The sequence below is a fragment of the Syntrophobacterales bacterium genome (assembly GCA_019429105.1).
Classification (GTDB): domain Bacteria; phylum Desulfobacterota; class Syntrophia; order Syntrophales; family UBA5619; genus DYTH01.
In genome coordinates this window covers 85,136-107,528 of record JAHYJE010000002.1, presented here as the reverse complement: position 1 = coordinate 107,528, position 22,393 = coordinate 85,136, and the positions used below count along the sequence as shown (strand labels likewise).

24 protein-coding genes are annotated in these 22,393 nt (G+C 53.7%); 11 read left to right on the top strand and 13 right to left on the bottom strand.

The annotated features are described in order from the left end of the window. The first annotated feature begins 41 nt into the window (after positions 1 to 41). Both pth and K0B01_01310 read left to right on the top strand, forming a co-directional pair. Positions 42 to 626, top strand: a complete 585-nt coding sequence (gene pth / locus K0B01_01315; protein ID MBW6484776.1) for an aminoacyl-tRNA hydrolase — start codon at positions 42 to 44, stop codon at positions 624 to 626. A 202-nt stretch (positions 627 to 828) separates the two neighbouring features. After that, the gene (locus tag K0B01_01310) at positions 829 to 3,042 is read left to right on the top strand and encodes a sodium-translocating pyrophosphatase (GenBank protein MBW6484775.1); all 2,214 of its coding nucleotides are present in this window, start codon (positions 829 to 831) and stop codon (positions 3,040 to 3,042) included. A gap of 308 nt (positions 3,043 to 3,350) precedes the next feature. On the opposite strand, the gene K0B01_01305 is transcribed toward K0B01_01310, so the two are convergent. Beyond that, positions 3,351 to 3,503 carry a hypothetical protein gene (locus K0B01_01305; protein ID MBW6484774.1) on the bottom strand — a complete coding sequence of 51 codons (153 nt, stop codon included), beginning with the start codon at positions 3,501 to 3,503 and terminating at the stop codon, positions 3,351 to 3,353. 419 nt (positions 3,504 to 3,922) lie between these two features. On the opposite strand from K0B01_01305, the gene K0B01_01300 reads away from it, so the two are divergent. Further along, the gene (locus tag K0B01_01300) at positions 3,923 to 4,747 is read left to right on the top strand and encodes an MFS transporter (GenBank protein ID MBW6484773.1); all 825 of its coding nucleotides are present in this window, start codon (positions 3,923 to 3,925) and stop codon (positions 4,745 to 4,747) included. Then, the gene (locus K0B01_01295; protein ID MBW6484772.1) at positions 4,678 to 5,352 is read left to right on the top strand and encodes an MFS transporter; all 675 of its coding nucleotides are present in this window, start codon (positions 4,678 to 4,680) and stop codon (positions 5,350 to 5,352) included. Before K0B01_01300 ends, K0B01_01295 begins: the two co-directional genes overlap by 70 nt. Here the strand turns inward: K0B01_01295 and K0B01_01290 are convergent. From K0B01_01290 to K0B01_01255, 8 genes are all read right to left on the bottom strand, one after another. Next, entirely contained in the window at positions 5,243 to 7,351 is a 2,109-nt protein-coding gene (locus K0B01_01290) for a sigma 54-interacting transcriptional regulator (GenBank protein ID MBW6484771.1), read from the bottom strand. The two genes, K0B01_01295 and K0B01_01290, sit on opposite strands and share 110 nt — an antisense overlap. Further along, positions 7,335 to 9,377 (bottom strand): elongation factor G, encoded by a 2,043-nt coding sequence (fusA, locus tag K0B01_01285; protein ID MBW6484770.1) that lies wholly within the window; start codon positions 9,375 to 9,377, stop codon positions 7,335 to 7,337. Before fusA ends, K0B01_01290 begins: the two co-directional genes overlap by 17 nt. 25 nt (positions 9,378 to 9,402) lie before the next feature. Beyond that, positions 9,403 to 10,026, bottom strand: coding sequence for a GerMN domain-containing protein (locus K0B01_01280; GenBank protein ID MBW6484769.1), 624 nt, complete (start codon positions 10,024 to 10,026; stop codon positions 9,403 to 9,405). 45 nt (positions 10,027 to 10,071) lie between these two features. Then, positions 10,072 to 10,674 carry an HD domain-containing protein gene (locus K0B01_01275; protein MBW6484768.1) on the bottom strand — a complete coding sequence of 201 codons (603 nt, stop codon included), beginning with the start codon at positions 10,672 to 10,674 and terminating at the stop codon, positions 10,072 to 10,074. A gap of 68 nt (positions 10,675 to 10,742) precedes the next feature. Next, entirely contained in the window at positions 10,743 to 10,970 is a 228-nt protein-coding gene (locus K0B01_01270) for a hypothetical protein (protein ID MBW6484767.1), read from the bottom strand. A 95-nt stretch (positions 10,971 to 11,065) separates the two neighbouring features. Beyond that, positions 11,066 to 12,895 (bottom strand): phosphotransferase, encoded by a 1,830-nt coding sequence (locus K0B01_01265; protein MBW6484766.1) that lies wholly within the window; start codon positions 12,893 to 12,895, stop codon positions 11,066 to 11,068. 3 nt (positions 12,896 to 12,898) lie between these two features. Then, positions 12,899 to 14,182, bottom strand: coding sequence for an AmpG family muropeptide MFS transporter (locus K0B01_01260; GenBank protein ID MBW6484765.1), 1,284 nt, complete (start codon positions 14,180 to 14,182; stop codon positions 12,899 to 12,901). 173 nt (positions 14,183 to 14,355) lie between these two features. Beyond that, the gene (locus K0B01_01255; GenBank protein ID MBW6484764.1) at positions 14,356 to 15,492 is read right to left on the bottom strand and encodes a glutamine synthetase III; all 1,137 of its coding nucleotides are present in this window, start codon (positions 15,490 to 15,492) and stop codon (positions 14,356 to 14,358) included. 518 nt (positions 15,493 to 16,010) lie between these two features. Here K0B01_01255 and K0B01_01250 point away from each other — a divergent pair. Then, positions 16,011 to 16,385 (top strand): efflux RND transporter permease subunit, encoded by a 375-nt coding sequence (locus tag K0B01_01250; GenBank protein MBW6484763.1) that lies wholly within the window; start codon positions 16,011 to 16,013, stop codon positions 16,383 to 16,385. 53 nt (positions 16,386 to 16,438) lie between these two features. Here K0B01_01250 and K0B01_01245 read toward each other — a convergent pair whose 3' ends face one another. Together K0B01_01245 and K0B01_01240 are read right to left on the bottom strand one after the other, a co-directional pair. Continuing rightward, the gene (locus K0B01_01245; protein MBW6484762.1) at positions 16,439 to 17,353 is read right to left on the bottom strand and encodes an aminotransferase class IV; all 915 of its coding nucleotides are present in this window, start codon (positions 17,351 to 17,353) and stop codon (positions 16,439 to 16,441) included. Positions 17,354 to 17,355: 2 nt separating this feature from the next. Beyond that, a complete protein-coding gene (locus K0B01_01240) occupies positions 17,356 to 17,931 on the bottom strand; it encodes an HDIG domain-containing protein (GenBank protein MBW6484761.1) in 576 nt (191 codons plus the stop codon). 215 nt (positions 17,932 to 18,146) lie between these two features. On the opposite strand from K0B01_01240, the gene K0B01_01235 reads away from it, so the two are divergent. From K0B01_01235 to K0B01_01210, 6 genes are all read left to right on the top strand, one after another. Then, positions 18,147 to 18,338: a ferredoxin gene (locus K0B01_01235; protein ID MBW6484760.1), complete on the top strand. Its 192-nt coding sequence runs from the start codon at positions 18,147 to 18,149 to the stop codon at positions 18,336 to 18,338. A gap of 67 nt (positions 18,339 to 18,405) precedes the next feature. Further along, a complete protein-coding gene (locus K0B01_01230) occupies positions 18,406 to 18,981 on the top strand; it encodes a rubrerythrin family protein (GenBank protein ID MBW6484759.1) in 576 nt (191 codons plus the stop codon). 147 nt (positions 18,982 to 19,128) lie between these two features. After that, positions 19,129 to 19,419 (top strand): type II toxin-antitoxin system RelE/ParE family toxin, encoded by a 291-nt coding sequence (locus tag K0B01_01225; GenBank protein MBW6484758.1) that lies wholly within the window; start codon positions 19,129 to 19,131, stop codon positions 19,417 to 19,419. 9 nt (positions 19,420 to 19,428) lie between these two features. Continuing rightward, a complete protein-coding gene (locus K0B01_01220) occupies positions 19,429 to 19,722 on the top strand; it encodes a putative addiction module antidote protein (protein MBW6484757.1) in 294 nt (97 codons plus the stop codon). A 120-nt stretch (positions 19,723 to 19,842) separates the two neighbouring features. Then, positions 19,843 to 21,018 (top strand): XRE family transcriptional regulator, encoded by a 1,176-nt coding sequence (locus tag K0B01_01215; GenBank protein MBW6484756.1) that lies wholly within the window; start codon positions 19,843 to 19,845, stop codon positions 21,016 to 21,018. Then, positions 21,008 to 21,355 (top strand): type II toxin-antitoxin system PemK/MazF family toxin, encoded by a 348-nt coding sequence (locus K0B01_01210; GenBank protein MBW6484755.1) that lies wholly within the window; start codon positions 21,008 to 21,010, stop codon positions 21,353 to 21,355. Before K0B01_01215 ends, K0B01_01210 begins: the two co-directional genes overlap by 11 nt. Before the next feature lie 164 nt (positions 21,356 to 21,519). Here the strand turns inward: K0B01_01210 and K0B01_01205 are convergent, their stop codons facing one another. Continuing rightward, positions 21,520 to 21,864, bottom strand: a complete 345-nt coding sequence (locus K0B01_01205) for a DUF86 domain-containing protein (GenBank protein ID MBW6484754.1) — start codon at positions 21,862 to 21,864, stop codon at positions 21,520 to 21,522. Continuing rightward, positions 21,857 to 22,147, bottom strand: a complete 291-nt coding sequence (locus K0B01_01200; GenBank protein MBW6484753.1) for a nucleotidyltransferase family protein — start codon at positions 22,145 to 22,147, stop codon at positions 21,857 to 21,859. The genes K0B01_01205 and K0B01_01200 overlap by 8 nt, the downstream gene beginning before the upstream one ends. Positions 22,148 to 22,393 lie beyond the last annotated feature (246 nt).

The following is a 22,393-nucleotide window of genomic DNA, read 5'->3' as shown; positions in this document are numbered from 1 at the left end:
GTGATTTTGCCATGCTTTTATGGCGCTGATGAGGGGATGGATTGAAGCTTGTCGTGGGACTGGGGAATCCTGGCTTAAAGTACAAAACCAGCAGGCACAACGCAGGCTTCATGATCCTTGAGCGCTTCTCGGATTTACATGACATATCCATCAATCAATCGCTTTTGAGTGCAGAGGTGGGCAAAGGCCGGATAAACGGAGAGATGGCAATCCTTGCCAAGCCCCAGACCTTCATGAACTTGAGCGGCGTTTCCGTCAGAAAACTGGCAGATTATTTTAAAATAACGACGGAAGATCTGATCGTGTTGCACGATGATCTGGATCTGCCCTTTCAGACAATTCGCCTGAAGTACGGCGGCGGCCACGGAGGGCACAAGGGACTGCTTTCCCTGATGCAGCACATGGGGAGCGGCGATTTCTGCCGCGTCCGCTTCGGGATCGGGAAACCCACCCGTAAATCCATGGTGGAGGGGTACGTTCTGGAAAATTTTTCCAGCACGGAAGCAGAGTCACTTTTCGAGGCGACGGACAAGGCTGCCGCGGCTCTCCATGATATTCTTTTCTCGGATATCCGGACAGCCATGCAGAAATACAACCGTAAGGAGGGTACGAACTCCGAAAAGTAAAACTTATTTTATTGACATTGCAAATAGCTTCAGTATATAAGCCGCGCGATGTAAACCGGCGCCGCGAAAGCAGTCATATCTGACCGGTGTAGGGTAAAATCAGAACAACTGTTTAAGGAAGTTCGTATTCGTCTCATTGGAGAACACGCGGCGGTTGACGTAACGGGTTTTTAAAACGCAACTTTAATTAAGGAGGGGATTTATGTTTGGTGAAAGTGCACTTTTCTACATTGCTCCACCAATAGCGGCTCTGACAGCGTTGTTTTTTGCCTATATCAAGGCCAGTTGGGTCAGTCGGCAGGACCCCGGCACCGAACGGATGCAGATGATCGCGAGTTGGATAGCCGCCGGCGCCCTGGCTTTTCTGAAGAGGGAATATCGCTATCTCGCCATCTTCGTAGTCTGTGTGGCGGTATTGCTTGGCATCAGCAACGCCGGCCTGGAGGACTCCAGCGCGATGATCGCCCTTTCCTTCATCGTCGGCGCGATCTGCTCCGCCGGAGCTGGCTGGATCGGCATGAAAGTGGCCACCAAAGCCAACGTCCGCACCGCTGCAGCCGCACGCACGGGGCTGAATCCCGCCCTGCAGGTTGCCTTTGCCGGCGGCTCGGTCATGGGAATGTGCGTGGTGGGTCTCGGTCTCCTGGGACTCAGCCTGGTTTTCATCCTCCTCACCTATATGTATCCCGCTTCAATCACCGACACCAAGGTCATGAACCTCGTACTTAACGTACTGGCCGGCTTCTCCCTCGGCGCATCCTCTATCGCCCTTTTCGCCCGGGTCGGTGGAGGCATCTACACCAAGGCAGCCGATGTCGGCGCTGATTTGGTCGGCAAGGTCGAAGCCGGCATCCCCGAGGATCACCCCCTGAACCCGGCCACCATCGCCGACAACGTCGGAGACAACGTAGGCGACGTGGCCGGCATGGGCGCTGATCTCTTCGAGTCCTACATCGGCGCCATTGTCTCTTCGATGATCCTGGGCACCGTCTGGTTTTCCGGCATCCAGACTGCCGGCGGCAACGGCATGAACGCCGTTTACCTGCCCCTCGCCATCTCGGTTATCGGCATCGTCGCCTCGATCATCGGCGCCTTTTTCGTCAGAACCAAGGAGGGCGGAAATCCGCAGACGGCACTCAACATGGGAACTATCGTCGCCAGCATCCTGATGATTATCATGACCGCCGTGGCGATTAAGCAGCTTCTTCCCGCCGGCGGCATTACCGTCACGGGCATAATCAGTAAAACTACGACTACTTACCAGTGGTGGGGGGTCTTTCTCGCGATCGTCGGCGGGCTGGTTGCCGGTATGGCGATCGGCTTCGTGACCGAGTATTACACAGCCACGGAAAAAACCCCGGTTAATACCATTGTCGAAGCCAGCAAGACGGGAGCGGCCACGACAATCATTCAGGGAATTGCCGTAGGCATGAACTCCACGTCCATCCCGATCTTCCTGATCTCAGCCGCGATTCTCCTTGCCTACTTCATGTCCGGACTTTACGGTGTGGCCCTCTCCGCCGTGGGCATGCTCTGCACCACAGGCATCCAGCTCGCAGTTGACGCCTACGGACCGGTCGCCGACAATGCCGGCGGTATCGCCGAAATGTCGAGACTCGGCAGAGAGGTCCGCGCCCGCACCGACAAATTAGACGCTGTCGGCAACACCACTGCCGCCATTGGCAAGGGCTTCGCCATCGGCTCGGCAGCACTCACCGCCCTGGCTTTAACCAGCGCCTACATGACCAAGATGGGAGGCAAACTTGCCCTCGACGCCGCCGACCCGGTCGTCCTCGTCGGCCTGCTGATCGGGTGCATGCTGCCTTTTCGCTTCTCCGCCATGGCCATGGTCTCGGTGGGCAAGGCAGCCCAGGACATGATCCAGGAAGTGCGCCGACAGTTTCATGAAATCCCCGAGCTACGGCCCGCCCTCGACGCCGCCCAACGCGCCGAACACGAGGATCGCGCCCCGACTGCCGAAGAACAGAAGATCATCCAGGCCGCCGACGGCAAGGCCGATTACGCCAAGTGCGTTGACATCTCTGCCACCGCTGCCGTCAAAAAGATGGTCGCCCCTGGTCTGATGGCCGTCAGCGCCCCTGTTGTTGTGGGCATCATCAGCCCCAATATGCTGGGAGGACTGCTGATCGGCGTGACGATCTCCGGCGTTTGCCTCGCCATTTTCCAGGCCAACGCCGGCGGCGCCTGGGACAATTCCAAAAAACAGGTCAAAGAAGGCGGCCACGAAAAGTGGGGAGTTGGCTACGATGAGATGCACAAGGCAACCGTTACCGGCGACACCGTCGGCGACCCGTTCAAGGACACCTCCGGCCCCTCGCTCAACATTCTGATCAAGCTGATCAGCGTGGTGGCCATGATCATCGCCCCGATGCTCTACAACATGCACTTCAGATAGAACCGGATTCCCTCCGGACATTAAAAAGCCAGGCTCGCTTGCAGCCTGGCTTTTTATTTTTCCATAATTCCCTGCGGCTCGCCCAAGACATCCTCATTGCCTTTGCAAACTGTGCTCCCGCGCTTAATGTAACGATGGTAAAGTCAAGGGAAAATGCAATGAAACGTAAATACTTACTGGTTTTGCAGCCTATTTCTCGTTACACTGATTCAGAAACGCAGGGTGTAAAAAAGTGGCGGATGGAAAAGGAGGGAGCCTAAAAACCATCCGCCACCGTGGCACCGAAAGGGGGAATTGCTTCCCGTCCTTCAGTTTTCAGGAAAAATACTATTCACCGCCGGCTTGTCTGCCCCGGTTTGCTCATCACTGGCTACAAAGAATTCAAACTCCTCTTTTTTTGCCATTTCAGAGCTATTGCCCTCATATTTATGCGAATTTCCGTCTTCCGGCTCTTTGTGCATAAAACTTCCGCTCTTACGGGTTGCCAACATAAACTAAAAAACTCGCCAAACAATCAGTCCGTAGCAAATTCGCCAATCCATCAAGCAATAGAAATGCCAGAATTGCATCTATTCTTTAAATCTTAGCACTGCTGACAATAGTTGAAAATATTCCTGAGCCGCAGGTTTTCCTGCAATTTTTTCCTCTGTTAAACAAGTCCCCATATATTCAGATTATTATCAGTCTCGCCTCTTGATAAAAAATATGGTAATGGCTCATCGGCTTTGCAGAAAAGCGCTCTTTTGCTGTATTGAAAGACACGGCTTGCTGTGTGACAAGCCGATCAAGCCCGCGGTAACAGCGCTAATCGCGATAATTCTTGCGCTGAAATGGCACATAGTGTGCTAAATTGGCACTTATTTTAAAGGAATCCCTGAAAATGGCAGAGATTAATAAAGACAATTATCCACCGCCGCGCCTTGCCTGGTTTATGTGGGGACTGGGGGCGGTTTTATATCTGATAGGCTTTTTTCAGAGGGTCGCGCCAGCCGTAATAACAACGGAACTAATGCATGATTTTGCCATCGGCGCCACCGGTCTCGGAAATCTCTCCGCCTTTTACTTTTATAGTTATGTCTTCATGCAGGTTCCTACCGGCATCCTGGCTGACCGCCTCGGCCCGCGCCGTCTGCTTGCCGCAGGAGCGCTAGTCGCCGGCATAGGCACACTGTTTTTCGGGCTGGCGCCGACACTCTTTTGGGCTGGCATAGGCAGACTGCTGATCGGCGGCTCGGTTGCCGTTGCCTTTGTCGGAATGCTGAAGCTGGCTGCCCACTGGTTTGCCCCGCGTCAGTTTGCCCTGGCCACAGGAATGGCGCTTTTTTGCGGCATTATCGGGGCCGTCTCTGCGGGGGCGCCGCTCCGGGTGCTGGCTGATCTGGCTGGCTGGCGCCAAATAATAGTGGCCTCCGCCCTCTTCACACTGGGGACGAGTCTGGCGATCTGGCTTCTGGTCCGCGATGATCCCGCGTTAAAAGGGTTCACAAGTTACGCCCACCCGGCAGCGGAAGAGGCTCGGAAGAGCTCTGTTAAAGAAGACCTCCGGGAAATTTTCCGCTCTCGGAATACCTGGCTGCTTTGTCTGATTCCGGGTGGGGTGGTCGGCCCGATTCTGACCTTTTCCGGACTTTGGGGTTGCCCTTTCTGGTTACCCATTACCATTTCACCGCAACCGGGGCGGCAGCGCTCAACTCGTCCGTACTGATTGCCTGGGCGCTGGGCGGGCCATTGGCCGGCGGGCTTTCCGACAGGATCGGCAGGCGCAAACCCCTTTATATAGCAGGCTTGCTGACTCTTACCGGCGCCTGGGGACTGGTCATTTTAGTTCCCGCCCTGCCGGTTCCCCTGCTGATTGGCTTGCTGCTGCTGGCCGGGCTCGCCTCGGGGAGCATGGTTGTCGGGTTTGCCTTTATCAAGGAGTCCGTCCCCCTGCGGCTGGGGGGAACAGCTTCCGGTCTCGTAAATATGGGAACAATGACCGGACCGATGATTTTACAACCGGCGGTGGGGATGATTCTCGATTGGACCTGGCAGGGCAAGCTGGTTGACGGAATCAAGGTTTACGGATTTGACGCCTTCCGCCTCGGTTTCTCCCTGATGCTGGCCTGGGCAGTGGTCAGCTCCGTGCTGATTTTCTTTACCAAGGAGACTGCCAAAGATGGCCCAAAGATGAGATGCAAGATGTTCAGGTTATTTGTGGTCAGGCCCTTAGCTTTTTTTCTTCCCGGATCAGCTTGTAGCGGGAAATGCCCAGCCGCTTTGCCGCGCGGCTCCTGTTGCCGCCGCTTAACGCAACGGCGCCGGCGATGATCCTTTTCTTCGTCTCCTTGGTAACCCGGTCAACTGTCCCAATAAAATCGACCTCCGCGGTTGACAAATCGGGGAACATGTCGTCGATGCGCAAATTCAGTTCTTCCTTGTTCGCCGTTTTTCGCATCTCCGCCGGCAGCTTTTCACACGCGATCAAATCTCCTCCACTGTGGAGTATCATAATCCGCTCGATTATGTTCCTCAGTTCACGAACATTCCCCGGCCAGGGATAAAGGATAATAATCCGTTCCGCCTCTTCCGTAAAACCCTTTACCGTCTTTTTGAATTTATCATTGAACTCTTCCACATAATAGCGGGCCAGCAGCAGCAGGTCCTCTTTTCTCTCCCGAAGAGGTGGAATCTGGATCGGGACCACGCTGATCCTGTAATAGAGATCCTCCCGGAAAGAGCCTTCTGCGACCATGCGGTTCAGATCCCGGTTCGTGGAAAAGACGAACCGCACATCGATCGGAATGCTTTCATTGCCGCCCAGACGGCGGATATGCCTGTCTTCCAGCATCCGTAGAAATTTTGCCTGAATACGGATATCCATATCGCCTATTTCGTCGAGCAGCATCGTGCCGCCATTGGCGTATTCGATAAGGCCGATCTTCCGTTTTCTCGCATCGGTAAAGGCCCCTGCCTCATAACCAAATATCTCGCTTTCTAAAAGCGCCGCGGGAATCGCCGCGCAATTGACATCGACAAACGGTTTGGCAACCCGGTTACTCTGGCGATGAATCGCCCGCGCAATCAGCTCTTTGCCTGTACCGCTTTCGCCCTGGATAAGAATGTTGGTATCGTGCCCGGCCACTTCCTTGATTATGTGAAAGAGCTCCAGCATCTTTTCCGATTTGCCGATGATGTTATGAAAACCCAGCAGGATATTCTCCCGTTCCTTGAGTTTTTTCACCTCGGTTTTCAGGGAGTTCGCTTCGATCGACAAAAGCGAATGCATAATCGCATTTTCGTAGGAATTGGAGGCGTTGTTGACAAGAATGTCCAGAATATGAATCTTCTCCGGCGCATAGTCCCCTGTTTTTTTGGCCAGATAAAGCGCGCCCTGGAATTTCTCCCCAATCTTCAGCGGAATGGCAAGCTCCGAGGGATAATCGGCAAAAAAAGGACGAGTGGCCGCTCCTTGCGAGTTATTCCGCCGCAAAACGAAAGCGTTGTCATCGATCGCCGTCTTTATAATGGTATGGGCTATTTCCTCCTTATAGGACATCTGGTCGTCGATCAAAACCTTGCCCCCGTCATTGACCAGACAACGGTTCTTTTCAAGATCGAGAATATAGACAAATACCTTTTGCGCGCCCGCTATCCGCATCGCCCCCTCGGCAAGAATTTCCAGGATATGGTTATTGAGGATGTAGCTGGCGTTCATGCGGGAGACAGAATCCTGCAGGACGGTAAGCATCCTGATTTTTTCCAGATTGTCTTCAAAAAGCCTGATATTGTGGATCATCATGCTCAGAATGTTGGCATAGGTTACAAAAAGGTTGATTTCCTCCGGGCAGAATTTGGTCTCCTCGTTAAACCAGGCGGCGATGATGCCGATCACCTCCTCCCCTATCTTTAGCGGGGCACAGAAGTATGAACCACGATCGTATATTTTTGTAAGCATCCGGTCCATTTCCGTCATACGGGGATCAGTCGCGGTCACCTCGACCGCGATCGGCTGGCCCGTTTTTGCCACCTTGGTGACAATGCAATCGTGTTCATAGATATTGATGATTGAAACGATCTTGCGCAGCTCTTCGCGGCTGTAATTGTTGATTGCTCTGGCTTCCAGATTCTGGCGCGAGGCGTCAAAAAGACGGATGATGCCCCGGTCAAAGCCGATGCTTTCGACAACCTCATCGAGTATCTTCTCCAGTATCTGATCGACCTTGGAAGGCGCCGCCAGAAACGTGCTCAGCCGAAAGATGCTCTGCAGCAGCTTGTCTTTGTCGAGTTGAAGCGCCGCCGGGGGCGGCAGATTAGCCAATTTTGTCATAAGCCAGAAACTGCATGGTAAACATCGCCCGGCCCTGCGTCGCAGAGCGCAGGTCGGTGGAATAGCCAAACATTGCCTTGAGCGGAACCTTGGCCCTTATCTCGCTGATTGTCCCTTTGGGGGAAATCTCCTGAATTTCCCCCCGCCGGGCGTTGATATCCCCGATAACCTCGCCCATAAACTCCGGAGGTGTAATGATATCAACCCGCATGATGGGATCAAGCAAAACAGGTTCGGCCAGTTGACAACCATCCCGGAAGGCGGTTGCCGCGGCAATTCGGCAACCCAGCGGGGTGGTTTCGCCTTCCCGAATCACACCGCCTGCAATCGCAATCCGGATGTCAATGACCGGATAACCGGCCAGAACGCCGCTCTGCAGCCCCTCTTTTATCCCTTCTTCCATGGCCAGGAGCATTTCTTCGGTAAACAGGGGCGCTTGATCATCGAGTTTGCGGATTATCTCTGCACCGCTCCCCCTTTTGCCCGGTTCCAGCAGAAGCCTGACGCTGCCGAAATGCCTCTTGTCCGCCAATTCCCGCTCGAAAACCCCCTCGCACTCCACCTGTTTTTGAATGGTTTCGCGGTGGACAACCCGCGGCTTGCCGACATTGATGCGGGTATTGAACTCGCGCAGCAGGCGGTCGGTTATTATCTCGAGATGCAGTTCTCCCATTCCGGAAAGCACCGTCTGCGCCGTCTCGTCATCGTCTTTTACCCGCAGCGTGGGATCCTCCTCCATCAGCTTCCCCAGGGCAACAACAAGCTTTTCCTGGTCAGCCGGGGTCTTCGCCTCGATCGCCAGACTGATGACCGGTTCATAAAAGTCGATCAGCTCCAAAAGGATCGGGTGCTCCTCGCTGCAGATCGTATCGCCGGTCGTTATCTCCTTGAGTCCCATGACGGCAATGATGTCCCCGGCCCCGGCCTGCTCCAGCCGCTCCCTCTTGTTGGCATGCATCTTCAGGATGCGCGAGATCTTCTCCTTCTTGCCCCGGCTGGCATTGAACAGCTCGTCCCCGGCGTTTATCCGTCCGGAATAGATGCGCAGATAGGTAAGCTTGCGGCCTTCATCCTGCATTATTTTGAAGGCCAGCGCCGCCAGCGGCTCCTTATCACTGCTGATCCTGATTTCTTCCTGCTTGGTCAAAGGGTTTATCCCCCGCACCGGGGGGATATCCTCCGGCGAAGGCAGATAAAAAACAACGGCATCCAAAAGCGGCTGCACCCCTTTGTTTTTGAGGGCGGAGCCGCACAGAACCGGAACAATCTTCAGGGAAATCGTCGCCTTCCGCAACGCCTCGTTGATCTCGGCGCCGCTTATTTCCACCCCTTCCAAATATTTTTCCGCAATCCCGTCGTCAACATCGGCAAGGAGCGAAATCATTTTTTCCCGTTGCTCCTGCGCCTGCGGCATTGCCTCCTCGGGAATATCCTCGTACTGATACTCCAAACCCTTCGTAGCATCGTCCCATTTAAGCGCCTGCATGCGGATCAGATCAACAACGCCCCGGAATGACTCTTCTGCCCCCAGGGGCATCTGGACAGGCAAAGGCAGCGAGTTGAAGCGCTCCTTCATCTGCCCGATCGTCCCCTGAAAATCGGCCCCGATCCTGTCCATTTTATTGATGAACGCAACCTTGGGAACCCCGTAGCGGTCGGCCTGCCGCCAGACAGTCTCCGACTGCGGCTCCACGCCGTCCACGGCGCAGAAAACGACGACGGCCCCGTCGAGCACCCGGAGACTCCGCTCCACCTCAATCGTGAAATCCACATGGCCGGGGGTGTCGATCAGATGGATCGCATGGTTCTCCCATTGGCAGGTTGTCACCGCCGAGGTTATCGTGATGCCCCGTTCCTGCTCCTGGGGCATCCAGTCCATAACCGCCTCGCCGTCGTGAACTTCCCCCATTTTATAGGACTTCCCCGTATAGAAAAGTATCCTCTCGGTCACCGTCGTCTTGCCGGCGTCGATGTGGGCGGCTATCCCGATATTCCTCGTCCGCGAAAGTTTTGATTTTGCTGCCATAACTGCACCAGAAAATATTTATTAACTATTGAGGCTGAGGAACCCTGATCAGTTCCTGGTTGGGATAAAAAGGCTGGTCAAGCCCGATATGCCCCTTCAGCGACTCCCGGCTCTTGCCTTCGATCAGAATTTTCACCCTCTTTATCTCCGGCAGGTTGGCAGTCAGGGTATTCGTCAAGGAATAGACGGTAGCCATCTCCGCGGCGCTTCCCCCGGGATGGTTTTTAATCAGGCTCTCCCGAAAATCGACAAGCAGCAGGTCGCTTCCCTCTTTTTTCACGCTTAGAAGTTCGGCATTCTGGGGAAACGTATTGACAAGCCCCGTTTTTGAGCCGGCGATCAAGGCATTTACCATCTCAACCGCCTGACTCTCCGGGGCCGTCTCCTTGACCAGAAATCTTTTTTCCGGAAGCAGGTAGCGTTCATTGGCATCGGAAAAGTACAGGATCGCCTCTATCTTCTCTTTTTTCGACTCGGCGATATGCTTGCCGGTCGCGGGCGGATAGATATAGTCAAAAAGCGTGATAAAAAAAACGGCCAGAAAAACTACCGCAACTACGACAATCACCGATAAGATCAGCGTTCTTTTGTTCTTTTTCGTTTTTTTCGATTTAACCCCGGCGCTGCGGATTTGCTTTTTGGTGGACATATTGCTCCTTAATTATTAGGGGTTTAGTTGACAACCCCTCTAAAATTATCCCTGCTTCTTGAATTTACTGCCTGCCCCGTTATTGCCGTTGACCCACCAGTCGTCATTTTCCTTCGACCACCAGGCCGAGTAATCCGTTTCGAGAATGCTCACGGCAAGTCGGCGCGCCGTTTCCGTCACCAGACGCTCCCGGGCAAAACGCATCCACTCCTTGCTGTATTTGTTTCCCAGATCGCCGCATTCCTTCAAGTGGAGGATCAACGCCAGTTGATCGGCATCCCGGGCCAGGAGCGCCTCTCTCGTTTGGCGCTCGTTGAATTCATCAAGGGCGCCTTCAATCTCCCCGCCGAAAAAAAGCGGGGCCGCCAGCTCTTTTACCGCCTTTTTCTCATCAACCTGCACATACTTTTTATTCACGTAATTCATGTCGCCGGTGCGCGCCTCGGGCAGATCGTGCATCAGGCATAGTCTTAAGACCTTCAACTCGTCGGCCTCGGTATCCATTTTACACAATGCATACCCAATATAAAGAGTGCTCAACACATGCTCGGCAACCGACTCGGAACCGGAGCCGAGGAACTGAAACCCGCTCCGGGGGGTCTTCCTCAACATGCTCGTTTCAAAAAGAAATTCAGCTATTTCCTTCATGCACCATCACCATCTGCTCTCCAAAAGAGGGTGCCGCCTTATTTCCAGCAACACTCCAACGACTTGCCTCAATGCGACAGATCTTTCTTGATTGTCCGCACCCGATTGCCCATCATCTCGGAAATCTTTTTCAACTGCTGCTGCAGGGCGGCGATGCCTTCCGGCTGCATTGCCGCAACCCGGTCGATCTGTTCTTTCCAGTACTCAACTATTTCTATCTCGCCATCCTTCAGCTTGCGCTCCATTCTTGCCTGTATTTCCTTAAGCAGCGCCGCATTCTTCTCCATTTCGCCCATATCTTTTTTCCCCCCCGACATCGCAAATGTCTCCATTAAGCAGTAACAATAATTTACTGGCGGGGTGTATATATCACTTAAACCATATCTTGCAATCAGGAAAATGGGTATCTGCAGCCCTGGCAGCGCCGGGCAAGGTCGTTCAGGCGGGGCAGGATGCCCGATTCCCCGGATGCCTCGACAAGGTTTTGCAGGGCACGGGGAATGTGCTGCAGGAAATGGGGTTTGCCGCGCGTGAGTCCGAGAAAGCCGTACGCGCCAAGGGCCTGCATCAGTCGCTGCGCGGAGGCTTGAAAAAAAAGCGCGCGGAATTTTTCCCATGAAGAAGTTGAGCCGGCAAGATCGTAATAAAAACGCAGCAGGTAAGCGCGCGCACCTTCCGGAAACTGGACGTAAGGATCGTAAATCAACGACCCGAGGTCGTAAAACAGGCTTCCGAACCGCATCCCCTGAAAATCGATAAGTACAGGTTTTCCTTCCTTAACCATTACATTTTGCGACTGAAAATCGCGATGGATCAAGGATGCCTGTGTTTGCAGAAGTCCGGCAGCCAATCCGGCCAACTCCGCTTCCAAGTCATTTTTTTCCTGCGGGGCAAGCTCCATCCGGCAGACTTTTTGAACAATATTCTCCAGAAAGTAGTTTCTCTCCCAACGGTATAATTTTTCATCATAAGCCGGCATCAAGGGAAGCGAGTGCGATAAATGGAGCTTCCTGTCAATCTGCTCCGGGGAAAATGCGTGCATTTTTGCGGCAAGCGCCAGCGTCTTTTCATAAATTGCCCGTCGCTTCCCCCACGTTTTTTCGCGCAGGCTATAGAGATCGCGATCGCCCAGATCCTCCATCAAAATCAGCCGCCGTTCCGGAGCGTGGTTATAAATGGCCGGCACACTGACGCCGCTTTCCCGAAGCAATGAGGCGGCGGCAACATAAACGTCGTTTTCCGCGTACATATCCCCGTAGCGCATCAGAATCGCCGACGGAAAACCAGGCGCTGCGACTCGGGAATAGCAGCGATCCGACCCGCCCTTGCCGACCGCTGACAGCTCTACGGGGGTGTCGGCAGGAATCCCCAGCGTTGTCCGGACAAACGCCTCTTCATCCGGATTATTACTGCATTTTTCCTTTTCCACCGGCTTCGCGGCAGCAGCGTTTTCACCCGGTTTTTGCCCCGCCTTTTTGCCTTCACTCGCACCGGGCGGCCATTTTTCGTAATTCAGCGGCGGCACAAAGGGGGCAAGCCTAAGGTATGCTTCCAGATTGCCGACATCCTCCCAGATCCCCTCGTCGATCACAACCGAGGCCACCGCGCCCGGTTTTTGTCTTATCATTTCCACCAAGGGCAAAATGATCGATTCCACGTTACCACTGGTCAGACGGCGTAAAAACCTTCTTTCCACAATGTAGATGCCGGTAAAAAGACAGTTTCTCACTCCAGGATTGCCGAGAATATTTCGAATGTCGCAGATCCGATCGTGATTATCGAGAGAAACGTTTCTGTTCGCCCCCCGGCTTCTGAGTGCCAGGGTAACTTCCCGCCCTTTTTCCCGGTGGGCGGCAAGCAGCCGGGAAAGCGGCAGATCCGAAAGAATATCGCCGTTATAAACAAGCAGGCTTCCCCCCTTTGCAAGCAGGTCTTCAATATTCTTGAGTCCGCCGGCCGTATCGAGCAGGATAGGCTCGTGCCGAAAAATAAGCGGTTTCCCCCGCCAGAGTCGGTCAGGAAAGGCAGCGTCATAAGCGGCGGCGAGGTAGTGGGTGTTGACGATAAAACGCTCTGCACCCACGGTCAGACAGTGATCCAGCGCATAGCTGACGAGCGGACGTCCGCCTACGGGGAGGAGCGGCTTCGGCAGGCTGTCGGTAAGGGGCCGCAACCTCGTACCCAGCCCGGCCCCCAGAATAAAACATGTTGTCGGCGTCATGCCCTACCCCTTTTTTCTACCAAACTCCGGATCGATCTTCACGAGCGCGGCGACGATAAAGCCGGGGACAGTCGAAACCAGTATCCACAGAAAGAACCCGGGGTAGCCTAAGCGTTCCTGAATCCAGCCGCTCGACATAGCCGGGATCATCATCCCGAAGGCCATGATCCCCGTTGCAATCGCATAGTGCACCGTCTTGTATTCACCCTCGCAGGCCATGATCATGTAGAGGGAATATGCCGTAAAACCAAACCCGTATCCGAACTGTTCGATCGCCACTGCGGCGTTTATTATCCAGAGATTCTGCGGCAGCGCGACGGAAAGATAGATAAAAATGACGTCCGGCAGGTGCATGGCAAAAACCATTATCCACAGCCAGTATTTAAGTCCCTTTCGCGAAGACGCCCAGCCGCCGAGGAGCCCTCCCGCCATCAGCGCCAGCGCCCCGACAGTCCCATAAACGATGCCGACTTCCGTCGTCGAAAGGCCAAGCCCCCCCTTCGCCCGTCCGTCGAGCAGAAAAGGGGCAACCATCTTGACGAGCTGCGCCTCGGCAAAGCGATAAAAGAGAAAAAAGGCGATTATCGGCACGATATCCTTCCGCCGGAAGAAAAGGACGAACCCCCGCAGGAAAAGCGCAAGCGAGCTCTTCTGCGGATCGCGCCGCACGGGATGATCCGCAGCCGGAAACGGAAGAACAATAACATGGTAAATGAAGAGGGCCAGCACCAGCGCCGCCAGCAGGAAAAAGGTCAGCGACCACGCCGTCTGCACGCTGAAGCCCCGCGTTTCCAGGTTCCCGGCAAAAACAACGAGAATTCCCTTGGCGGCGATCACCGCAATCCGGTAGAAGATCGTCCGCACCCCGATAAACGCGGCCTGCTGGTGCTCCTCAAGCCCCAGCATATAAAAGCCGTCGGCGGCGATATCGTGCGTCGCCGAGCTGAAGGCCATGATCCAGAAAAATGCCAGCGTGTAGCGGAAAAAGGCGGGTGCCGGGATCGTCAGGGCAACGCCGGCGAAAGCCGCCCCGACGATAAGCTGCATCGCCACGATCCAGAAGCGTTTTGTGCGGAACATATCGACAAACGGGCTCCACAGCGGTTTGATCACCCAGGGCAGGTAGAGCCAGGAGGTGTACAGCGCAATCTCCGTGTTGGAGACGCCCAGCCTTTTATAGAGGATAACCGAAACGGTCATCGCCATGATGTAGGGGACCCCCTCCGCCAGGTAAAGAGACGGAACCCAGATCCAGGGGTTAATGTGTTGCATCTTCGGGAATTTCATTGCCGACTGGTTTTGTCCCTTCCTGCAGTGCGCCGGAGTTTTTCGTCATTCCTGTAAAATTATGAATGGGGGCTATATCACAGGGGGAGAAACATTGCATTTTATTCTTGAGCGGTCAGCTAAAACAGTTTGGACCCCCGCTTCCTCCCGGGGGGCCAAAGGGCATAATCATTCTAAAAAGCGGAGCTTAATGTTAATACAATTGGAGGGACGCGCGTTGTCGCCACAATCGTATTGAGGGCCACATTGGGCCCGGATACGGACTGACTGGAGGCAACCATGCGGAATTCGAATTTATTCCCCGTAAAGGCAAACGGCGAGGTGCGGTTCCGATCCGTCGTATCCTTGGGAAACTTTGGCAGGGTAGCGACATTCATATCCAGTTCGCCTATGGCTTTGGCCGGCTGGAAAACGCCCTTTTCGATGCCGGTCAGAATTTCGGTGATCTGATCTCCCAGAAAGACCGAAATAATGGCCGGCGGCGCCTCATTCGCTCCCAGGCGGTGATCATTGCCGGCGCGGGCGGCCGTGGCGCGCAGGATGGGCGAGTAACGATCGAGCGCGGCCAGTACCGCCATCAGAAAAATCAGAAACTGGAGATTCTCGCACGGCGTTTTCCCCGGCTCCAGCAGGTTCTGGCCATCGTTGGAGCTCAGCGACCAGTTGTTGTGTTTCCCGGAACCATTGATCCCCGCGTAGGGCTTTTCGTGCAGCAAACAGACCAAATCGTGGCGCAGGGCAACCCTTTTCATGGTGTCCATGACCAATTGATTGTGATCCGCAGCAATATTGGTGCTTTCATAAATCACTGCAAGTTCATACTGGGCCGGCGCCTCGCCGGTATAGGAATAGAAGGCAGTCGGGATACAGAGCGTCAGACCGTCGCCGTCGTCGCGTAAAAACGCGGGCGAGGTGCAATCCCAGGCCGTATAACCTCGGGCCTCAAAGGTTGCCCGCAGACCTCCGGAAGGAAACGAGGAGGCATCCGGTTCGCCCTGGTTGAGCTCTTTCCCGCTGAACTCGAAAATCGCCTTGCCGAATCCCAACGGCTTTAAAAAGGCTTCATGCTTTTCGGCGGTAATGCCGGTTAACGGCTGAAACCAGTGGGTAAAATGGGTTGCCCCCTTTTCCATTGCCCAATCCTTCATCGCATTGGCCACGGAATCGGCAATGGTTCCATCTAAGGGTTTGCCTTCGTTGATCGTCGCCATCAACTTTTTATAAGCGGCTTCCGGCAGGCGCTCCCGCATAACCTTGTCGTTAAAAACATTTTCTCCGAACGAATAAAGCGCATTTTCAGTGTGTTGCATATAAACTTCTCCTTGTATGGAAATAACCCCCAATATTACAAAACGGCTCAATCGGTTGACCGGGCCTCTGTTTTTCAAGCGAATAGCATGCCAAAATTTAAATATATGATTATATGAGATATTTTAAAAAAACACCCGTGTGGAAGGTGATTATTGATACATATTTATACTTTTAATCCAGAAGGTCCTCCAAAAATTGCGAGGCGAACGGCCGACAAGACAAGCTGCAAACAGCTAACATAGCGATTTATAATGGATTTACCCAACGTGCTTGCAGCGCCGGCAAAGCGATACATTTTTGCACCAAGGGCGGCATTCTCCACTCTCCGTTGAGAAACTCATTGGCAACTAATCCACAATGACGCCGTATGAATTGTTTGCGGGAATAACCCCCGCTTTTCAAGGGAGACGCTGCATTCGGGAAGTGTGTTTTGCGGGCTGCCAGCGCCTTAACAGCTCACCTCATTTTTTTCCGCCATATAGGTTCGTTCTGGCTCCTCTATCTGCTCGGTTACAACATGAGTATCGCCGTCTGGGTCGGCATCATCGCCTTTGCGGGGCTGGATGCGGAAACGGGCGTCGTCATGCTCCTCTACCTCGACCTTGCCCATGAGAAGTGGCGCAAGGAAGGAAAATTGAATAGCCTGCAGGATCTCAAGGAATCGGTCATGTTCGGCGCCGTCAAGCGGATCCGGCCCAAGATGATGACGGTCAGCGTCATCCTGGCCGGCCTGGTCCCCATCATGTTCAGCCACGGCACAGGCGCCGATGTGATGAAACGGATCGCCGCGCCGATGGTCGGCGGCGTGGTCACCTCCACCATTTTTGAACTGGTGATCTACCCCGCCATTTACATGATCTGGCGCGGCAGGGAGTTAAAGACGAAGGGATAGATCACCCTGCATAAAGAGGTAAGCCGCTCCTTGGCAATATTTTGATAAGACGTTCAAACGGGGAAAAGCCAGTCCTGGAAGCTTGGATCGCGGCCCGACGCTATCGCCTGCATCCTTGCGGCAAGCATGCGCGTAATCGGTCCGGGCGCTGACGGAAGGAGGCGCTCTCCCACCCGGCTTACGGGCAGAACCCGGTGAACCGTTCCGGAGAAGAAAATCTCATCGGCTTCGTTCAGCAAGCCCTCTTGCAGGGCGCCGGCAAAGGTCTCGATGCCCATCGCCTTCGCCGCCGCCAGGATTGACTTGCGGGTTATGCCCTGGAGAATGTGACCGATATTGGGGGTGAGCAGACGCCCTTCGCGCACCAGGAAGATCGACTCCGTGCCGCCCTCCGCGATGTTTCCCTCCAAATCGAGCATAATCGCGTAAGCGAACCCGAGATTTTTGGCTTCCGTTCGGGCAACGAGGCCGTTGAGATAGTTGGCTGCCGCCTTCGCCTCAATCGGCACGGTGCGCGGATCAAGCCGCCGCCAGCGGGAGACAAAGGCGGTCACGCATTCATTTTCCGCCAGAGGCTTTTCTCCAAAATCGCCGTCGGGATCCAAAACAAAAATTGCCAGATGCAGCGGCTTTTGCGGGGGCAGAAGCGAAAACGAGGGCTCCGGATAAAAACCGATTATTTTTATCGCCCCCACCTGCAGCGTGTTGCGGCGAACCGTTTCTTTGATCGCCTCGTGCAACTCTGCCACGGAAAGGGGAAGCGTCATCTCCAGCGCTAAAGCCGAGCGCAGAAAGCGGGCAACATGCTCGTCCAAGCGAAAAATCGCCCGGCCCTTCGTCGTTTCGCCGAAGGCAAGCACATCGAAAATCGCCGAGCCCCTCCCCACACTGTGACTAAGGATGGGGAGCTTTGCCTCGCCCATCGCAACAAAGGCGCCATCCAGATAAACAATACGATTTTCCGGCATCTTCATTCTCTTCCAACCGCCCCGGAGACGGCGGGGCTCTGCAAATCATCCGGGGAGAAGGCAAATCGCTGCTCCAATAACCCCGGCAGCTCTTCCGGCGCAAACGGCAACATTGCAAAGAGGTGCTTTTCCAGCTCCACTGACCTCCGCCAAAGTCTGCTTAGCAACTCCCTGCGCTCCGACGTCCCGCCGTACCTCTCCATGATATAGTCCATCCGCTCCGCAAGCGAGGCAACCCTGTCATGGAGCACGCGTTTGTCGGCGTAATTGACCACTTCCGCCTCGGTTGGGTTCACTGAGAGAAAATAGCTTTCGAGAAAAACGTGCTGGCCGATTATCCGGCCAACCTCGGGGTACCCCTTTTCGGCAATCAGCAGTTCCCCGGTTCTGGCGTGATCCTCTTTTGTCTGCAAACTTCTTGTCTTCGTTATGTCATGAAGGAGCGCTGCCGCGCCGAGCAGTTCCCTGTTCAGACCGCTTTTCAGAAGATTATCCGCGATAAACAAAGAAACCCGTTGCACCTGCAAAGAGTGAGCGATCATGTTTTCCAGCATCCCCACCTCAGAAATTATTTCCATGCATACCGCTTCTGAAGGGATGGCGATTGGCCTTGCTTTCATACGCTCGCTTCATAGCAGATCGGCGGCCGGATAGCCATAGAATTTAAGAGGCCTCCAGAAGAACAGGAAATGCAAAAATCACCTTGACATAAGCTTGCAACTCCCCCTATTATCGGCTGCAAAAGAGATTGGCAGATGGCGCCGATTCACAATCACCCCTTGAGGAGGAAAAAATGAAAGCAACCGTTACCAAAAAATGCATGGGAGACAGAAACTGCAATAAATTATGCCCGGAGGTTTTCGAATACAATGAGGACGAACTGAAATCGACCATAAAATTGGACCCGATCCCGGATAAATATAAGGATGTGGTGCGACAGGCCGCAAAAGAGTGCGGCGCCGACGCGATTGAAATCGCAGATTAATGTTCACAAATCGCAGATTAGTGTTTAAGGGCTTGTTTTTCAAAGGTTTTCAGGAGGAAAATGCGACATGGCAAAATTCAGGGAAAGTAAAACAGCAAAGAATCTGCTTCTTGCCTTTGCCGGCGAGTCGCAGGCCAGAAACCGCTATACCTACTTCGCCCGGGCGGCGCGGCTGGATGGCTATATACAGATAGCTGATATCTTTGAAGAAACAGCTAATCAGGAATGCGAACACGCCTTTAGGTTCTTCAAATTCTTCAATGGGGGGGAGATGGAGATTAGCGGCAGTTTTCCCACTGGCGTCGTTAAAACAACCTATGAAAACCTGCTTGCCGCGGCCGAGGGGGAACATTTTGAGCATGCCGAATTGTATCCAGGTTTTGCCCAAATCGCCCGCGCCGAAGGGTTTGACCGCGCCGCCGAGACCTGGGAGGCGATCTGCGTCTCGGAGAAGCAGCACGAAAAGAGATATCGAGAGCTGGCCGCCAACATCAAGGCGGACAGGGTTTTCAAACGCGACCGGCCCGTAGTCTGGCGCTGCCGGAACTGCGGCTACCTGCACACCGGAGAGGAAGCGCCCCTTCAATGCCCCGCCTGCGCCCACCTCCAGGAGCAATTCGAACTGCTGGGCGAAAACTGGTAGCAAGAGACCGCTGCGCCCGCTTACTATCGCTGGCCGGATACAATGGAAAGGGAACAGATTTGTTTATTGACAATAATAAATCCGTCCCCTTTTCTCCCCTTGAAGATTCCTCTTGCTTTTATGTATCCCAAAAGATACAATTCGTCCATGATCGAAATCCGACAAACCGAGGCATATTTTCAGTGGTTCGACAGCTTGCGCGATCGACAGGCACGGGCGCGCATCAATGCCCGTATCCGCCGTCTGTCGCTCGGCAACTTTGGCGACGTGAAGCCGATTGGCGGGGGCGTCTCGGAACTGCGAATAGATTTTGGTCCCGGCTACCGAGTGTATTTCGTACAGCGCGGCCAGACGTTGGTGGTTTTGCTTGTCGGCGGCGATAAACGCACTCAAGACCGGGACATCAAGAAAGCGCTGAAACTGGCGCAAGAATTATAGGAGACTATCATGACAAAGACTAAAACCCGCCCTTGGGATGCTGCAGAACATTTGGAAACCGCAGAGGATATGGCCGCTTATCTGGAAGCCGCACTCGAACAAGGCGATCCCGCGCTGGTGGCGGCAGCTATGGGAGATATCGCACGGGCAAAGGGAATAACGCAAATCGCTCGCGAAACAGGTCTCGGACGCGAGAGCCTTTACAAGGCGTTATCACCCGAAGGCAATCCGGAGTTCGCTACAGTACTTAAAGTCGTGCGGGCGCTTGGATTACGGCTTCACGCAACCGCGGTCCAGTCATAGACTTTATGCCGTTATCCGCCGTTGACCAAAGGAACATGTTGAAGTCGCCATGGTGAAATACTGGTTGACAATTTAATCGTTTTATGGTGATATTGTAAACCAATAAACATTGGTGAACATATGATAGAAAAAAGACTCAAACAGTTGCGCTTGGTCAATGGCCTGTCACTGGATGGACTGGCAGCCCAGTTGGGTGGTTTTGTTACCAAGCAGGCGCTTTCAAAATATGAAAGAGGAATGGCAAAGCCTTCTCCGGTTGTCCTGAATAAGCTGGCGTCTGTCCTCGGTGTCAAGGCGGTATCCTTGTGGACGGAACCGACTATCTCGTGCAGTTTCATCGCCTACCGGAAAGGGTCGGGGCTAACAAAACATGAACAGACACGGGTCGAAGCCCTCGTGTACGGGCTCTTGGAAGAACGGATCCGCCTACGGGATCTCCTGCATGAACCGGCAAAGATGACCTTGCCCATCAAGGGCTTTCACGTAAAAGCGATCGGCGATACGGAAGCGTTTGCCAAGGAACTCCGGAACGTCTGGGGCGCGGGACTTGAACCCATAGCCAGCGTGACGGGGACCCTCGAAGATCATTCCGTTTTTGTCGCAGAGATCGAGGCTAACGAGCGGTTTGACGGGGTGTCGGCTGTCGCTTATGATGCCGAGCAGAACTTGTCCGCAGCTGCGGTTGCCTCCCGCAGGTCGCTTCCAGGGGAACGACAGCGGCTCAACCTGTCTCATGAGTTGGCCCATCTCGTCTTGGATGTTCCGGAACCGATTAACGAGGAAAAGGCAGCCTTCCGCTTTGCCGGGGCGTTTCTCGCCCCGGACGAAACACTCTACAGAGAAGTTGGCAGAAAGAGAGCGTTTATTCCGGCGGCGGAGTTGCTCCTTTTGAAACAACGCTTTGGCATGAGCCTGCAGGCTTTGATTTACCGGCTGCATGACCTTGGAATCATCTCGGACTCCCACTACCGGCAATGGTTCATGGACATCAATCGTCTCCACTGGAAAAAGCAGGAACCCTCGCCGCTGCCGTCGGAACAGCCGATGTGGCTGAGAAAAAGCGTGTTGCGCGGTGTGGCGGAAGGGTTGCTTACCGAGGAGGATGGAATGAAGATGCTGGGCGAATCGATGAAGATGAAAGAACCCGTGTCGCTTGTCGAACGCCGTGCGTTTATGAAGCTCCCTCTGCTTGATAGGCGGAAGATCATGGCCCGGCAAGCCAAAGAAATTGCGGCTCATTACGAAAAGGATGCGTCATGGAAAGATTTGGAGGGGGACGACATCGTTGACTATTAGGCGTGGCGACGTCTGGTTGGTCAACTTTGATCCAACCAAAGGCGCGGAGATGACGAAGACCCGGCCGGCTGTGGTGGTGAGTTCCGACGCCATCGGCATATTGCCGATCAAAATGATTGCACCGGCAACGGACTGGAAAGATCGTTACTCACGGAATCTCTGGCACATCCGGATAGATCCCGACAAAACAAACGGCTTATCAAAGACCTCTGCCGTTGACGCCCTGCAAGTGCGCGGCGTGGCAACGGAAAGGTTCATCCGTAAGCTCGGTCAAATCTCAGCATCCACGATGGATGAGATCGTCGCTGCGATAGCGGCTGTCATCGAGTATGAATAGTCAAGATTTTACCCTACAATCTAAAACAAACATACGAGATTTATCGGAAACCAAAATAATACGGGGAGTGTCCCTGTATTCATCAAAACGAAAAGAGGGAGCCTGCCGGTTCCCTCTTTTTCTTCATCCAATAATGCTTACTTTTGAATTCCCATTCTCTCTTTCTACAAGTCCGTTTTCAGTCCTACGAGCAAGGGCTTCAATTCCGGTAAACGCTCCTGAGCAACCTTCCAGACGGTTTTCAGGTCGACCCCCATGTAATCGTGGATGAGCACGTCACGCATGCCTGCCATGTTACTCCAAGGAAGATCGGGGTGTTTCTTTCTAAAGGATATTGGAATGTGCTTCGTTGCTTCGCCGATAATTTCGAGACACCTGATCACCGCATTGACCGTCTTCTTATCCGCCGCAAATATTTCGCAGGACATGCCTTGGGTAAACTCGGCGGTATCGGTAATAGCAGTTATAATATCATCAAGGTAGTCTGATATTTCCCACCCTTTAGACATATTCTACCTCGGATAGAATACGTTTGCCTATGGCTGGCTTGAGAGCGGTTTCCATGACCAGATCAACCTTGGCCTGGAGCTGGCTTTCGAGGTATGTGCGCAGGTCTAAAAAATCGAAGAGGTCGATATCTCGGTTGAAGGTAACGAGTATATCGATATCACTCTTCTTTCTCTGCCTCCCCCTAACATAGGAGCCAAACAAGCCGAGCCGCTGGACTCCGTAGCGGGATTCCATTTCGGTCTTTTTGTTCCTGATGATTTTAATTATTTCTTGCTTTCCCATAATTGCTTGCCTGCATTATTACGGGGATACAATAGGAGAATCTTTGTTTCATGTCAACGTGATTTAAGGCGACCTAATGGACCAGTTCCGCGCCGGCGTGGGTGTGCCAGAAATAGAGGCCCCCATCTTCCTTGTCCAGTTTTCGGCATACGCAATCAACGACCTATGTTGAAAAATAAAGCGTTGTATTTGATTTTTCAATGATAAATGCAACTCAATCCTTTCGCTTATCCTGACCGGCTTTCG